The sequence below is a fragment of the Marinobacter halodurans genome (genome assembly GCF_004327985.1).
In the GTDB taxonomy this organism is placed as follows: Bacteria; Pseudomonadota; Gammaproteobacteria; order Pseudomonadales; family Oleiphilaceae; genus Marinobacter_A; species Marinobacter_A halodurans.
The window spans coordinates 100608-113775 of the sequence record NZ_SJDL01000006.1 but is presented as its reverse complement, the minus strand read 5'-3'; the positions used below and the strand labels follow the sequence as shown (position 1 = coordinate 113775).

At 65.9% G+C, this 13168-nt stretch carries 11 protein-coding genes; 3 read left to right on the top strand and 8 right to left on the bottom strand.

From position 1 onward, the window contains the following. Positions 1-63 precede the first annotated feature (63 nt). The 4 genes from EZI54_RS05580 to EZI54_RS05565 form a co-directional block, all read right to left on the bottom strand. Entirely contained in the window at positions 64-729 is a 666-nt protein-coding gene (locus EZI54_RS05580; RefSeq protein WP_131479897.1) for a class I SAM-dependent methyltransferase, read from the bottom strand. Between the two features lie 457 nt (positions 730-1186). Next, a complete protein-coding gene (locus EZI54_RS05575; RefSeq protein ID WP_131479895.1) occupies positions 1187-2296 on the bottom strand; it encodes a dihydrolipoamide acetyltransferase family protein in 1110 nt (369 codons plus the stop codon). Beyond that, positions 2293-3270 (bottom strand): alpha-ketoacid dehydrogenase subunit beta, encoded by a 978-nt coding sequence (locus EZI54_RS05570; protein WP_131479893.1) that lies wholly within the window; start codon positions 3268-3270, stop codon positions 2293-2295. The genes EZI54_RS05575 and EZI54_RS05570 overlap by 4 nt, the downstream gene beginning before the upstream one ends. Further along, positions 3263-4339, bottom strand: coding sequence for a thiamine pyrophosphate-dependent dehydrogenase E1 component subunit alpha (locus EZI54_RS05565; protein WP_131479891.1), 1077 nt, complete (start codon positions 4337-4339; stop codon positions 3263-3265). Before EZI54_RS05565 ends, EZI54_RS05570 begins: the two co-directional genes overlap by 8 nt. Positions 4340-4661: 322 nt before the next feature. Here EZI54_RS05565 and EZI54_RS05560 point away from each other — a divergent pair, with 322 nt between their 5' ends. Both EZI54_RS05560 and EZI54_RS05555 read left to right on the top strand, forming a co-directional pair. Further along, the gene (locus EZI54_RS05560; protein ID WP_131479889.1) at positions 4662-5114 is read left to right on the top strand and encodes a YaiI/YqxD family protein; all 453 of its coding nucleotides are present in this window, start codon (positions 4662-4664) and stop codon (positions 5112-5114) included. A 127-nt stretch (positions 5115-5241) separates the two neighbouring features. Continuing rightward, entirely contained in the window at positions 5242-7035 is a 1794-nt protein-coding gene (locus EZI54_RS05555; RefSeq protein WP_131479887.1) for an ABC transporter ATP-binding protein, read from the top strand. A gap of 61 nt (positions 7036-7096) precedes the next feature. On the opposite strand, the gene EZI54_RS05550 is transcribed toward EZI54_RS05555, so the two are convergent. Further along, positions 7097-7312 (bottom strand): dodecin, encoded by a 216-nt coding sequence (locus EZI54_RS05550; RefSeq protein WP_131479885.1) that lies wholly within the window; start codon positions 7310-7312, stop codon positions 7097-7099. Positions 7313-7484: 172 nt separating this feature from the next. Between EZI54_RS05550 and EZI54_RS05545 the strand changes: the two genes are divergently transcribed. Beyond that, on the top strand, positions 7485-8621 hold the full coding sequence (locus EZI54_RS05545; RefSeq protein ID WP_207389154.1) for a PQQ-dependent sugar dehydrogenase: 1137 nt from the start codon (positions 7485-7487) through the stop codon (positions 8619-8621). On the opposite strand, the gene EZI54_RS05540 is transcribed toward EZI54_RS05545, so the two are convergent. The 3 genes from EZI54_RS05540 to EZI54_RS05530 form a co-directional block, all read right to left on the bottom strand. Next, positions 8610-9746, bottom strand: coding sequence for a glycerate kinase (locus tag EZI54_RS05540; protein WP_131479883.1), 1137 nt, complete (start codon positions 9744-9746; stop codon positions 8610-8612). The genes EZI54_RS05545 and EZI54_RS05540 overlap by 12 nt on opposite strands. A gap of 75 nt (positions 9747-9821) precedes the next feature. Further along, the gene (locus EZI54_RS05535; protein ID WP_131479881.1) at positions 9822-10916 is read right to left on the bottom strand and encodes a lipocalin-like domain-containing protein; all 1095 of its coding nucleotides are present in this window, start codon (positions 10914-10916) and stop codon (positions 9822-9824) included. Further along, positions 10913-13168, bottom strand: coding sequence for an ABC transporter permease (locus tag EZI54_RS05530; protein ID WP_131479880.1), 2256 nt, complete (start codon positions 13166-13168; stop codon positions 10913-10915). The genes EZI54_RS05535 and EZI54_RS05530 overlap by 4 nt, the downstream gene beginning before the upstream one ends.

Below are 13168 nucleotides of genomic sequence, written 5' to 3'. Positions count from 1 at the left end.
AGGAGCGCCTTTATCTCGACTGCCCTGGCCGTGCTGTTCTGAACGGCCAGGAGCGCCCCGGAATCAGGCCGCCGCCGGTTTACGGAACAACGCCACATCCTTGGCCGGCACCTCCAGCTCCCAGCCCAGCGATCCGGCCACCCAGCGCAGGGTGGACTCCCGGTAGAACACGATGTGGGTCGGATCGCGCCGGTAGTGCCAGTTGGCGAACCGGGCATCGTCCGTCTGGAAGCAGGTCATCACCCCCAGCCAGCCGCCGGGTTTGAGCAGGCTGTCCAACTGACGGAAGACGGTATTCGGATCCTGCAGGTGCTCCACCACTTCGGTGCAGGTGATGAAATCGTAGGTCTGCTCCAGGGTTTCCGGATTCGGCGCGTAGAAGGGATCGTAGAGCGACACTTCCATGCCTTTGGCGGCCAGCATCTTCGCCAGCGCCGGGCCCGGTCCACAGCCGAAATCCAGCCCGTGAGCCTCATCCGGCGCCAGGGCCAGGATCGGGTCCGCCAGTTTGGCCAGGAAGCGCTGGTAACCTTCATCCTCGGGATCGTTGTCGTGCAGGTCGTAGACGCGCTGTTCCGCGTCCCGGTCCAGCCAGTGCTCCGGCGCCATCAACGTGGCCTCACAGCAACCACAGCGCCAGTAAGGCACCTCGCCGACCACCTCAAGCAAACGCAGGTCCTCGCTGTGACAGACGGAACAGCGGGCGGGTGCGATCAGTTTTTCGGACATTATGACGCTCCTTGGCTCCTCTGGCTGAGAGAAACCCGGTTGCTCGGTATGTGGAATGCCAGGAAGACAGGCAGTGTCCATACTTACCCGCCCCCCTGCAATACGCCCTGACCACGATATGTCCAATGCCCGATTCAGTTAGGGCAGGCGGCCTCCCGGAAGCCGGGCGCCGTCATCCCGACCCGCCCATTGGGGGCAACACGGAGCCGCGACGGTGCTCAGGCAGCTAAAGAGGATCTTGCAAAGGCCTGATCGAAACCCATGGAGGCCATCGCTGGAGCAGAGGACAGGATGTCCTCATCGCATAAGCGGCCATGGACGGCCCTCTTAGGCGACGGAAGCGATGGCCTCCATGGGTTTCAGGCGCCCAAGGTCTCTTTCAAAGCATCTCTTGTCGTCGTCCAGCCTCTGGGAACAGCGGAGGTTTACGTCCCGGCTACATGCCTCGATCAAGCGCTCAGGCCTCTACCAGTGCCTCAATCATCGCCTTCAGGAACCGGGCCGCCTCGCCTCCGGTACAGGCCCGGTGATCAAACGTCAGCGACAACGGCAGTATCCGGTGTACCGCCGGCTTGCCGTCGTAGGGCACCACCTTCTCGCGGATGGTCCCGGCGCCGACGATGGCCACCTGGGGCGGCGTGACCACGGGGTTGGCGTACTGGCCGGTCAGGGTGCCGAAATTGGACAGCGTGATCGTCGCCCCCTGCATCTCCTGCGGCGGGATCTTGCGCTCCATGACGGCCTTGCGCAGGTTCTCCAGGCCCTTGCGCAGGTCCTTCTGGGTGCGGTGGTTGATGTCCCGCAGCACCGGCACGAACAGGCCGTCCGGCGTGTCCACGGCGATCCCCACATGAACCTCGTCCAGCAGGCGACGGCTCAGGCCGTCGCCATCGAACCAGGCGTTGAGCGCCGGCGACGCCTCGCAGGCGTGGGCCATGGCCTGCACCAACCGCATGGTGATGTCCGTACCCCGCTTCCAGCGGTTGATATCGGCATCCTCGAAAATCGACACCGGCACCACCTGCGCGTGGGACACTGCCATGTTGCGGGCCATGGTGCGACGCACGCCCCGCAGCGACTCGGCATCGCCCAGCGCCTTGTGGTGGCTGGCCTTGGCGTGCACGTCGTCGGTCGTAATCAGTCCACCCGGCCCGCTGCCCTTGATGGATTCCAGGTTCACCCCCATCCGTTCGGCCAGGGCTCGCACGCCCGGCGTGGCTTTCTGGTGACGGGCCTGGCGGCTGGAGGTGGCGGCGCCGATGATAAAGTCGTCCTTCGCCTGGCTGTCGCGGGCGCGTTTCAGCTCACCCACCACGGTGCCGCTGTCCTCATCTTCCCCTTCGAAGGCCAGCAGCGGTTCACCGGTGTGGATGATGTCGCCCGGCTCGCCGAACAGCTTGGCCACCACCCCATCGAACGGCGACGGCACCTCCACGATCGCCTTGGCGGTTTCGACGGACACCAGCACCTGATCGACCGTGACCGTGTCGCCCACCTGCACCTGCCATTCCACGATTTCCGCTTCCGGCAGGCCTTCTCCCAGATCCGGTAATTTGAAATGTTTCATAGCGCGATCACCTGTTCCACGGCTTCGACGATATCCGCCACCTGGGGCAGATAGGCCATTTCATTGCGGGCATAGGGCATGATGGTGTCGTACCCCGTGACCCGGACCACCGGCGCCTGCAGGTCCAGGAAGGCGGCCTCGGCGATGCTCGCGGCGATCTCGGCGCCAACGCCCACATTGCGGCAGGCCTCGTGGACGATGACGCAGCGCCCCGTCTTGGCCACCGAGCACAGCAGCGTTTCCCGGTCGAGCGGGCTGATGGTGGCCACGTCGATCACTTCCGCCGACACGCCCTGCTCCGCCAGGGCATCCGCCGCCTCCAGGGTCTCGGCGATGGACGCGCCCCAACTGATCAGGGTGACGTCGCTGCCTTCGCGCAGGGTAAAGCAGGTATCCAGCGGCAGGGCTTCACCATCGTCCTCCACCGACTGGGTGACGGCCCGGTAGAGGCGCTTGGGCTCCAGGAACACCACCGGGTCGTTGTTGCGGATCGAAGCCAGCAGCAGGCCATAGGCCCGTTTGGGAGAACTGGGGATCACCACCCGCAGGCCGGGGATATGAGCGAACAGCGCCTCCGTGCTTTCGGAGTGGTGCTCCGGCGCGTGGATGCCGCCGCCGAATGGGGCGCGGAAGACCACCGGGCAGGACAGCCGGCCGCGGGTACGGTTACGCATGCGTGCGGCGTGGCTGATGATCTGCTCCATGCCCGCATAGATAAAGCCCATGAACTGGAATTCGGCCACCGGGCGCAGGCCCTGCGTGGCCATACCGACGGCCGTTCCGGCAATGAGGTTCTCCGCCAGCGGCGTGTCCATCACCCGCTTGAAACCAAACCTGTCCTTGAGGCCGACCGTGGCCCGGAACACGCCGCCGTTGGTGGCGATATCCTCACCCAGGACGACCACGTCCTCGTTGGCCGCCATCTCGTGGGCCAGCGCCATGTTGACCGCTTCCACCAGCGTGACATCAGCCATGTTTCACCTCCCGGCGCTGGAGGCGCTCGTACTGGCCGGCCAGGGCGGCGGGCAGGGTTTCGAACAGGTGGTCGAACATCGCCGTCGGCGGTTGGGGGCCTGTTGCCAGGTAGGCTTCCACCGCCTTGTCCACCTGGTTCCTGCAACTGACCTGCAAAGCCTGCTCCCTGTCGGAATCCCATAATCCCTGATGGTGCAGCCAGCTCTGCAACCGCTTGACGCCTTCCCGCTCCCAGGCCTGCTTGAGCTCCTCGGCCGGGCGATAGCGGGTGGCGTCGTCTGCGGTGGTGTGGTCCCCGAGCCGATAGGTCACCGCCTCGATGACCGAGCCGCCCTTGCCGGTACGCGCCCGTTCCAGGGCATGCATCAGGGCGTGGCGTACCGCAAAGTAGTCGTTGCCGTCACAGATAATGCCGGGCAGCCCGCCGCTGATGGCTTTCTGGGCAATGGTTTCGGCGCCGGTCTGCAGATGCCGGGGCGTGGAAATGGCCCACTGGTTGTTGGTCACGATGAACACGACTGGCAGGTGCCAGGCCCCCGCCAGGTTGACGCTTTCCAGGAAATCGCCCTTGGACGTCGCGCCGTCGCCCAGCGAACAGAGCACCGCCCGTTTCTGGTCGCGGATGCGGAACGACGCGCCGACGCCCACGGCGTGGCAGCACTGGGTGGATATCGGCACCGCCACCGGCAGGTCTTCCGGGCAATGGGCATAGGCACTGCCCCGCTCGTCCCCGCCCCAGTAGAGCAGCATTTCGGTGAGTGTCACCCCACGCAGCAACTGGGCGGCATGATCCCGGTAGTAAGGCACCAGTACGTCATCTTTCGCCAGGGTCTGGCCGATGGCGGTGCCGATGGTTTCGTGGCCGAGGACCGAGGGATAGGTACCACACTGTCCGGTTCGCTGGAGGGCGATGGTCTTGTTGTCGAAGGTCCGGGTCAGGACCATGTGTCGGTAGGCATCGAGAATCGTATCGCGGTCGTCAGACCACTCGGGCAGGTCGCCGAGGGCATCCCCGCTTTCATCCAGGTAGGCGATGCTGTCGACATGAAACGCATATCGGTCTTTCATTGGCTCCACTCCTTCCGCACCCACGATCAGTGTCCGCTTGTGGCGAAACCTTTCCTGGGGACTTGGGCTGTTTTATCGTGGCGCGCCGGCGGTCCGGATCAGATCCATGGCGCGGGAACCTTCCCTTTATTTTTAGACCCCGATCACGGCGCGGACAAGTACCGGGAGTGGTCAATCTTTGGCCGGCTCGGGGCCACACGGGCAAGTACCTGATTGTTCTCGCCCGGCGGCATCGCCAGGATCAGGCCCCCGGCAGAACCTGACCGTTCACCCCGGCCATCGTTTTGGCGTATCCTTGGCGCGACTGACTGGAGAACTCATTATGGCCATCTGGGTCGACGCCGACGCCTGCCCCATCCCGGTTAAGGAAATCCTCTGCCGCGCTGCCAACCGCTGGAAAGTGAACGTGACATTCGTCGCCAACCAGCGCATCAATGTGCCGCCGTCACCGTTTATCAGGACACGCCAGGTGCCGCAGGGTTTCGATGTGGCGGACAACGAGATCGTCGAGCTGCTGTCCGAGAACGACCTGGTGGTGACCCAGGATATCCCGCTGGCCGCGGAGGCGATCGAACGGGGCGCCCGCGCACTCAATCCACGCGGTCAGGTCTACACTCCGGACAACATTCGCCAGCGCCTGGCGATGCGCAATTTCATGGAGGAGATGCGCAATGCCGGCCAGATGACCGGCGGGCCATCCGGCTACTCCCAGACCGATCGCAAGGCCTTTGCCGATCAGCTCGACCGCTGGCTGCAGAAGCACATCCGGCGCTGATTGCGGGCACCCGGGCCTGATAATGATTCGCTTTTAACACCGGGCGAATTCAGCTAGTCTGTGCGCCTTCCCGACCCCGTTAACTCCCTGTTTCGTCTGACGGGTCTGCCCGATTCGGAGAGTCTTCATGTCCAGCTCCAACACCAGCAGTTTCCAGGCCCTCGGCCGGCTGCTGCGATACGCCCGCGGCTATCGCCGTCACATCATCGCGGCCAGCACCTGCTCGATCATCAACAAGCTGTTCGACATCGCGCCGGAAATCCTGATCGGTATCGCCATCGACGTGGTGGTGAACAAGGAATCCAGCTTCGTCGCGTCCCTCGGCTTCACCTCCGCCCAGTCGCAGATCCTGGTACTGGGGCTGCTGACGTTCCTCATCTGGGCGGGGGAATCGATCTTCGAGTACCTGTACCAGATCCTTTGGCGCAACCTCTCACAGGCCCTGCAGGCGGACCTGCGCCAGGATGCCTACGAGCACGCCCAGCGGCTGGACATGCACTTCTTCGAATCGCGCAGCTCCGGCCAACTGGTGGCCACCATGAACGACGACGTGAACCAGTTGGAGCGCTTCCTCGACGGCGGCGCCAACGCCATGATCCAGGTGGTGGTGACGATTCTCACCGTGGGCCTGGTGTTCTTCGTGATCTCGCCGCTGATCGCCCTGCTGGCGTTCACGCCGATTCCCGTCATCGTCTGGGGCGCGTTCTACTTCCAGAAGAAGGCCGGGCCACTGTACGCCGATGTGCGCGAGAAGGTGGGCAACCTGTCCACCCGCCTGGCCAACAACCTGGGCGGCATCGCCACCATCAAGAGTTTCACCTCCGAAGCCCGCGAGGCGGAGCGCCTGCGCCAGGCCAGCGAGGAGTATGTCCAGGCCAACCGTAAGGCCATCCGCATCAGTTCCGCGTTTATTCCGCTGATCCGGATGGCGATCCTGTTCGGCTTCCTGGCGACGTTCATGATCGGCGGCATGATGGCCCTGGACGGCGAGCTGAACGTGGGGGCCTACGGCGTGCTGGTCTTCCTGACCCAGCGCCTGCTGTGGCCGATGACCGGGCTGGCGGCAGTGGTCGACCAGTTCGAACGGGCCATGGCCAGCACCCGCCGTATCCTGGACCTGATCGCAGAGCCGGTGCATGTGCGGGACAACGTCACCACGCCTTTGCCCCAGCCGGTTCTCGGCGCGGTGAGCTTCGACAACGTGCAGTTCCGCTATGGCAACAGCGGCGCGGGCGTCAAGGGCATCAGCCTGGAGGTACCGGCCGGCCACACCCTCGCCCTGGTGGGCGCCACCGGCTCCGGCAAGTCCACCCTGATCAAGCTGCTGCTGCGCTTCTACGATGTCCAGCACGGCACGATCCGCATCGACGACCACCCTATCCAGGAGGTCAGCCTGAACTCGGTGCGCCAGGCCATTGGTCTGGTGAGCCAGGATGTCTACCTGTTCGACGGCACGATCCGCGACAACATCGCCTACGGGCGTCCGGAAGCCACCGACGACGACATCATCGAGGCGGCAAGGACGGCCGAAGCCTGGGGCTTTATCGAAGCCCTGCCGGAGGGCCTGGATACGGCGGTGGGCGAGCGCGGCGTGCGCCTGTCCGGTGGCCAGCGCCAGCGCCTGTCACTGGCCCGGGCGCTGCTCAAGGATCCGCCGATCCTGGTGCTGGACGAAGCCACCAGCGCCGTGGACAACGAGACCGAAGCCGCGATCCAGCGTTCGCTGCGGCGCATCGGCCACAATCGCACCGTCATCATGATCGCCCACCGCCTGTCGACCATCGTGCACGCCGACCAGATCGCCGTGGTCCAGGACGGCGAGGTCACCGAGCAAGGCACCCACGACCAGTTGATCGCGCGGGACGGCCACTATGCGGCGCAGTGGCGGGTCCAGACAGGCGCGGCGGCGGATACGGTCTAGGCGTCTGCGCCGTATCCGGTTTCAGGCCGGATGCACCGGGACAGGGGCCGTTTGCCGGCCCCTAACTCCCCTGGATACGAAACCCGACCTTCAGGACGACCTGGTAATGCGCCACCTTGCCGTCCACCACATGGCCGCGGGTTTCGGTCACTTCAAACCACTCGACGTTGTCCACGCTTTTGCTGCACTCCGCCAACGCGTTCTCGATGGCGTCTTCGATGCCGGTCCTGGAGGAACCCACAATCTCGACTTTCTTGTAGACATGATGATCAGACATTCAGTGTCTCCTTGTGTCGGACCAGGTTCTGGGCCGAACCCGGTTCAAAAGCGTTGCAGGGTCAGTATGGCACACGGGGGGCGGTCGATTTCAAAAGGTTGCGATGAACCTTTGTCCATTGGAACCATCCAAGCAACCAGGGCATTCCCATCGTCTGCAGGAGGCAACCCCGATGATCCCCTCCCCGTTGCACCACTCGCTTCGCGGCTTCTTCTCGCTGCTGGCCGCCGTGCTGCTGTCCGGCATGGCGGAAGCCGATGTCTATGAATCCCGCTATCACGACTTCCGGGTCGATACCCTGGCCGCCCGGCTTGAATATCCCTGGGGGCTGGCGTTCCTGCCGGGTGGCGATGTGCTGGTGACCGAGCGGGCTGGCCGCCTGCGGATCCTGCGCGACGGCGAGCTGCTGGAAACGCCGGTCAGCGGCGTGCCGGAAGTCGCGGTGGGCGGCCAGGGCGGCCTGCTGGACGTGATCCTGCACCCGCAGTTCGACGACAACCGCCTGCTTTTCCTGAGCTACGCCCACCAGACCGGCGAGGGTCGCACCACCCGGGTCGCCCGCGCCGAATACCGGGATGGCGCCCTGGAGAACGTCAACGTCATCTTCGAGGCCCTGCCCCGCTCCAACACCACCCGCCACTTTGCCGGGCGCCTGGCCTTCGACCGGGACGGCTACCTGTACGTGCCGGTGGGCGACCGGGGTGACAAACCACGCGCCCAGGACCTGTCCGACGATGCCGGCGGCGTCCATCGCATCACCATTGATGGCCAACCGGCACCGGGCAACCCCTTCCTGGACAAGGACGGCGCCCGCAAGACCTTCTTCACCTACGGCAACCGCAATATCCAGGGCATGGCCCGCCATCCGGTCACCGGGGAAATCTGGAGTCACGAACACGGGCCCCGGGGCGGCGACGAGGTCAACATCATCCGCGCCGGCACCAACTATGGCTGGCCGGAAATCACCTACGGTATCGATTACAGCGGCCTGCCGATCACCGACCGGACCCGGGCACCGGGCATGGCCCAGCCGCTGCACTACTGGGATCCGTCGATTGCCCCGTCGGGGCTGGCCATCTACGACGGCGAGATGTTCCCGAAATGGCGCGGCGACCTGTTCGTCGGCGCCCTGAAGTTCCAGAAAGTGGTCCGGCTGCGGGTCAATGACCGGGAGCAGGTGGTGGAAGAGGAAGACCTGCTAACCGATTTGGGCAAGCGCATCCGGGAGGTCAAGCAGGCGCCGGATGGTTCCATCTGGCTGCTGACCGATGCCCACGACGGCGAGATCCTGCGCCTGTCAGCACCCTAACCGGTAGAGCGCCGCCACATTCCGCGCCACCCGGCGCAGGTTGTCGGCGGCCCCGGCCAGGGCCTCGGACAGATCCATGGGCGATGGCGTGATGCCGAACACGGCCGCCAGTCCGCACGCCAGCACCTCGTCGTAGTCTTCGCCCACGCTGCCGGCCAGCGCCACTACGGGCACGCCGGCCTGGCCGGCCTCCCGCGCCAGCCCCGCCAGGGTTTTGCCGCGGGCGGTCTGCCCGTCGATCCGGCCCTCACCGGTGATCACCAGATCCGCCTTCTTCAGATGCTCGCGCAGCCTGACCGCATCCATGACCACATCCACGCCGGGCTCCAGGCGGCCGCCGAGATAACCGCACGCGGCCATCCCCATGCCGCCGGCGGCTCCGGCACCGGGCATCTCCGCCAATTTGCGGCCGACGACCTGTTCCAGCAGGGTTCCGTAACGGGCCATCCCCTGGTCCAGGGCAACCAGCATGTCCTCCGTTGCCCCTTTTTGGGGCCCGAACACATAGGTTGCCCCGTTGGGGCCGGTCAGCGGATTGTCGACGTCGCAGATGATGCGGAAACGGGTGGCGGGCACCCGGGTGTCCAGCCCGTGCAGGTTCAGCGATGCCACGTCCAACAGCCCCTGCCCGCCCGGACCGATGGGATTGCCGGCAGCATCCAGCGCCTTGACCCCCAGCGCCTGCGCCATGCCCAGTCCGCCATCGTTGGTGGCGCTGCCACCCAGGGTCAGGATGACCTGTTCCACCCCCAGGTCCAGCGCATCGACGATCAGCTCCCCGGTGCCCCGGGTGGTGGTTTTCATCGGGTTGCGCCGGGCTTTCGGCAGGCGCTGCAGACCGCTGGCCTCGGCCATCTCGATCACCGCCGTGCGGTCGTCATGGATCAGGCCAAACCGGGCCTTCACGGGATTGCCGTCGGGCCCGGTCACCTCTGTGGTTTCGTACCGGCCGCCCGCCGCCGTTACCAGCGCCTCCAGGGTCCCTTCACCGCCATCCGCCAACGGCAATTCGGTGAACGTCGCCTCGGGCAGGGCCTGGGCCACGCCCTCGCGGATGGCCTCAGCCACCTCCGTGGCCGACAGGCTTTCCTTGAACGAATCCGGGGCAATCAGGATGTGGGTCACGGGCGATCCTCGCGGGTTGTGTTGATACCGGTCTCCATTCCATTAAAGCAATAAATGCGCCCGTCACCGTCCGCTTCACTCGGCGTAGCCGGTCAGTTCCAGGTAACCGCGCCCGCTGTGCGAGCCCGACACTGTGACCGGGCTCTCCCAATAAGGGTAAAGACCGGTGTTCCAGAAATTGCCGGCCATGGCGTCCACTTCGATCTCCACCTCACGGCTGGGAATCGTCAGCCGCCAGCGCGACGGCACGGTCCCCGTGGCGAAGGACTGCTGTTCGAGCGGTTGCAGGGTAAAGTCGTCGCCGGTCAGGGGTACCACCTCGCCGAAGGCGCTGATCCAGGTCCCGGCCAGGAAGGCTCCTTGTTCCTCCCGCAACCGGAACGCCATGACCCGTTCGCCGGAGTCCAGTTGCAGTGCCATCCAGTCCCAGCCCTGCTGGTCGGACCGCAGGAACTGGCTGCTCCACTCCCGATCGAACCAGCCGCTGCCCTGCACATCCAGCGTTTCGCCGTTGACGGTCACCGTGCCGTGGATGGTCAGGTCCACGAAGCTGAAATACATGGACCCCTCGCCACTGGACGACTTCGCGCTGAAGCCGTGATCGCCATGGTGTATCGCCTCGCTCCGCGGGGTCAGGGTCAGGTCGTATCCCCAGTCGCCGGCCTGGACGTGGAGCCGCCAATCGCCGTCTTCCGTGGCCGTCAGGGACCAGTCGTCCAGCCACACGGCAAACGGCGCCGCCGTGGCGCCGGCATGGCCGATACCGCCGCGGGCGAGTCGCTCGGTGAAGTGGTGGTCGTTGGGGCGCGACACCGCCGCATGGGCCATCCAGACCGACTGCATTGGCCAGGTCTCCGGAGGTGGTGGATCGGCATCCGGCGGGTGCGGTTTCAGCCCCTGACGGAATTGGGTCCACTGCAACCCCAATGGATCGCCCCCGGCGGTGGTCAGGTTGGCGGTGAGATACCACCATTCAATGCGATAGCGGGGGTGCGGCCCGAGGTCCCGGGGTAACTGGATGCGATCGCCCGGCGCCGGCTGGGCAAAGCCCGCCTGGCCCGCCTGGGCGTCGAAGGACTGTCCCAGACCGGCAAAGCCCTGTGGTGCGTCTTCCTGGGGCTCGCAGCCCACCAGCAGCAAGGCCGCCAGCGCTCCAACCAGCCATTTCATCGCTCCGCCCCCTGCAGTTGCCCCACCGTCACCGGTTCCGGTGGCCGCTCGCCCAGACGACGCTGGATCAGCCAGGCAATCGCCAACCCGATCACGCCCGCCACAACCACCAGTTGCAGCCAGAACAACGGGTAGATCGCCATGGGCAGCGACCAGCCAAAGGCCAGCGGGTTGATCCGGGCCACCAGCACCCAGGTCAGCAGGATACCCAACGGCAAAGCTGCCAGACAGGCCATCAGGGTGACCGAGACGGACAGACCGCTGATGCGCCCGCGCAGTTCCCGTCGACCGATACCCCAGACCCGCAGCAGATGGAAATACCAGCGCCGGGTGCCAAAGAACACCCAGCCCAGCACCAGCAGCGACACAGCAGCCAGCACCAGGGTCAGCATGCTGATGGCCCGGGTCAGCAGGAAGGTCTGCTCGAAGATCCGCGTCGCCAGCTCACGAACCGAGGCGGTATCCCGCTGGTCCAGGGCCATATCCGGCAGGGTGCGGGCCAGTGCGGCGCCCAACGCCTCGGGCGAGGCGCCGTCGGCCAGTTCGACCGTGATACTGGTGAAGCCCGCCCGGAACCCAGCGGGCAGGGACGATTCCGCCACCAGCAGTTCGCCGCTGGGTCGGCCGTAGTCGGCATAGACCGCGGCCACCGTGGCCGAGACATCCTGGCCTGCGATGCGATAGCAGAGGCGGTCCCCGGTCTCCAGCTCCAGACGCCGGGCCAGTTGTTCATTGACCATAACCTGCCCCTCGCTGAGCCGGGCCCAGGGATCGGCAGCGGCGCCCAGGAACGACCAGTGGTGCAGCAGCAGCGAGTCGGACGGCAGTGCCAGCAAATCCACGGACTGGGTCTGCGGCTGTATCAGTTCGGCCCGGTCCCGCTGCACGGTGTACCAGTGATCGACGAGATCCAGGCGGCCCAGGGCATCGGTGAGGGCAGACCGTTCGGCGGTATCCCGGATCTCGAGGTAGACGTCCCCCTGCAGGCGCTGGTCCAGCCACTGGTAGAACGTCGCCTCGAACGTGCTGACCAGCGCCTGGATCGCGATCACCGTGGCGGCGGCGAACTGCAACGCAACCACCGGCAGGCCGAGGCGCCGGATCATCACGGACAGCTCTCGCAACGACCATTGACGCATGGGTCGGCTGGTCGAGCCAGCCGCCCGGTCCAGTCCCCGGCTCAGCAACGCTGGCGTCAGCAGCCCCACACCGAGGAAAACCAGGGCCAGCGCGAGGAAGACCAGGACCAGCGTATCGGCCAGGAGCAAGCCGGCAACCCCCAGCAGCAGGACGGCGGCAGCACAACCCCAGCGACAGGACCCTAACCGGTGCCTGCCTTCGCCTTCGGGCCGGTCAAACCAACACCAGACGAGGACCAGGCCAATCATCACCGGAACCGGCAGGCAGGCCATCCAGGACACCGCATCGGCCACCAGGGTGACGTCGAACAGGCCGCTCATGACCCGCGCGAACCCCTGGGCAAACAGCTGCGCCATCAGCAAGCCCAGCAGGGTGCCCGGAACGGCGCCCAGCAGCGAGACGACCACCAGTTCCACCAGCCGCAGGCCACGCAGCCGGGCGGGCGTCACGCCGAACCGGATCAGCAGCAGCGTCCCCGCGCGACGCTGGGACAATCCCAGCAGGTAGACGCTGCGTACCAGCAGCCCGGTGATCAACAGCACCAGGATGCAGAGCGCGTCCAGGTTCAACAGGAAACTGTCGGCCAGTTCCCCGGTCGCCAACCGCGGCTCGGCCGGTACCGCCCGATAGCCGGCTGGCAGGGAGTCCAGCGCCGACGGCGCCATCAGGCGCAGTCCGGCCACGGCGGTTGGCGCCGGCGCCTGATCGATCACCTTGCCGATATCCTCGAACGGGCCGTCCTGCAGGCGTTGCGACAGCCGCGGCATGCCGGCGTCGGCAAAACAGCCCAGCGACAGCGGATCGATACCGATGACGCGCCCCTGCCCGGTTGGTGGCGTCGATTCGAGCCAGGGCAACACACAGACGCCGGAACGACGCAGGTGCACGAAATCGGCCACCGTGAGCGCCGCGCCATCCTCCCGGCGGATTTCCTGCAATCCCTCCAGCATGCCGGTGCCCTGCTGCAGGCTCTGGCGGGCCTGGCGCGTCAGGTCCCAGACGCCCGACCAGAGCGCCGTCGCCAGGATGATGATCAGCAGCAGGGCACCCCCTTGCAGCGGATGGCGGCGGTAATGGCTGGCGCTCGCAAGCCAGAGACTGCGCCGGGTCAT

Coding starts and splice junctions, on each gene's coding strand:
- EZI54_RS05580 (WP_131479897.1), bottom strand. CDS start 729: ATGTCCGAAAAACTGATCGCACCCGCCCGCTGTTCCGTCTGTCACAGC.
- EZI54_RS05575 (WP_131479895.1), bottom strand. CDS start 2,296: ATGAAACATTTCAAATTACCGGATCTGGGAGAAGGCCTGCCGGAAGCG.
- EZI54_RS05570 (WP_131479893.1), bottom strand. CDS start 3,270: ATGGCTGATGTCACGCTGGTGGAAGCGGTCAACATGGCGCTGGCCCAC.
- EZI54_RS05565 (WP_131479891.1), bottom strand. CDS start 4,339: ATGAAAGACCGATATGCGTTTCATGTCGACAGCATCGCCTACCTGGAT.
- EZI54_RS05560 (WP_131479889.1), top strand. CDS start 4,662: ATGGCCATCTGGGTCGACGCCGACGCCTGCCCCATCCCGGTTAAGGAA.
- EZI54_RS05555 (WP_131479887.1), top strand. CDS start 5,242: ATGTCCAGCTCCAACACCAGCAGTTTCCAGGCCCTCGGCCGGCTGCTG.
- EZI54_RS05550 (WP_131479885.1), bottom strand. CDS start 7,312: ATGTCTGATCATCATGTCTACAAGAAAGTCGAGATTGTGGGTTCCTCC.
- EZI54_RS05545 (WP_207389154.1), top strand. CDS start 7,485: ATGATCCCCTCCCCGTTGCACCACTCGCTTCGCGGCTTCTTCTCGCTG.
- EZI54_RS05535 (WP_131479881.1), bottom strand. CDS start 10,916: ATGAAATGGCTGGTTGGAGCGCTGGCGGCCTTGCTGCTGGTGGGCTGC.
- EZI54_RS05530 (WP_131479880.1), bottom strand. CDS start 13,168: ATGACCCGGCGCAGTCTCTGGCTTGCGAGCGCCAGCCATTACCGCCGC.